The organism is Marinobacter sp. UBA2498 (genome assembly GCF_002341575.1).
Taxonomy (GTDB): Bacteria; Pseudomonadota; Gammaproteobacteria; order Pseudomonadales; family Oleiphilaceae; genus Marinobacter; species Marinobacter manganoxydans.
Genome location: NZ_DDOI01000142.1, coordinates 5974 through 6864 on the forward strand (window position 1 = coordinate 5974; position 891 = coordinate 6864).

Annotated in this window: 1 protein-coding gene; it reads right to left on the minus strand. The window is 60.5% G+C overall.

The annotated features are described in order from the left end of the window. On the minus strand, positions 1-867 hold an 867-nt coding region (locus tag B2W52_RS19605; protein WP_286803945.1), incomplete at its 3' end, for a 1-acyl-sn-glycerol-3-phosphate acyltransferase. Positions 868-891 lie beyond the last annotated feature (24 nt).

Sequence of the window (891 nt, forward strand, 5' to 3'; positions counted from 1 at the left end):
ACCCCATAGACCGGAGAGTGCCATGGGAATTACCGGAACCCGATTTTCATTTACAATTTTTTCCATCCCGGTTTTGAATTCCGCCAGCTCACCGTCCCGGGTCAGCTTGCCTTCCGGGAAGATGCACACCACCTGGCCGTCCGCCAGTTCCTCGTTGATGCGCTCGAACGCCTGCTGGTAAATCTCCGGATTACGCTCCTTGGAATCGATCGGAATCGCCTTTCCGGTCCGGAAGATATAGTTCATCAACGGCAAATCGTAGATCGGCTTGGCCATCACGAACCGCACCGGCCGGCGCACGGCGCCGCCCAGCAGCAACGCATCCACATAGCTGACGTGGTTGCACACCAGCAGGCAGGGGCCTTCGTCCGGAATGTTCTCCATGCCCTGTTCCTTGATGCGGTACAGCACATTGGTGAGCATCCACACCAGCAGGCGGATCAGGAACTCCGGCACCCGGGTGTAGATGTAGGCGGCCACCAGCACATTGGCCAGCGACAGCACCAGGAAGAACTCCGGTACGGTGAGATCGAGCACGCCGACCAGCACGATACCCGCCACCGCCGAACCCACCATGAACAGGGAATTGAGAATATTGTTGGCGGCGATGATGCGCGCCAGATGGCTGGGGTTGGAACGCTGCTGGATCAGCGCGAACAGCGGCACGATATAGAAGCCGCCGAACACCCCGATGCCAAGCAGATCCACCATCACCCGCCAGCCGGCCGGCTGTTGCAGGAAGGCGGCGATGTCCACCGACACATCCTTGGGCAGGCCGGCGTAGGAGAAGAACAGGTCGATGCCGAAGGCGCTCAACCCGATTGAACCCAGCGGCACCAGGCCCAGCTCCACGCGGTGGCCGGACATTTTCTCGCACAGGTAGGAGCCCAG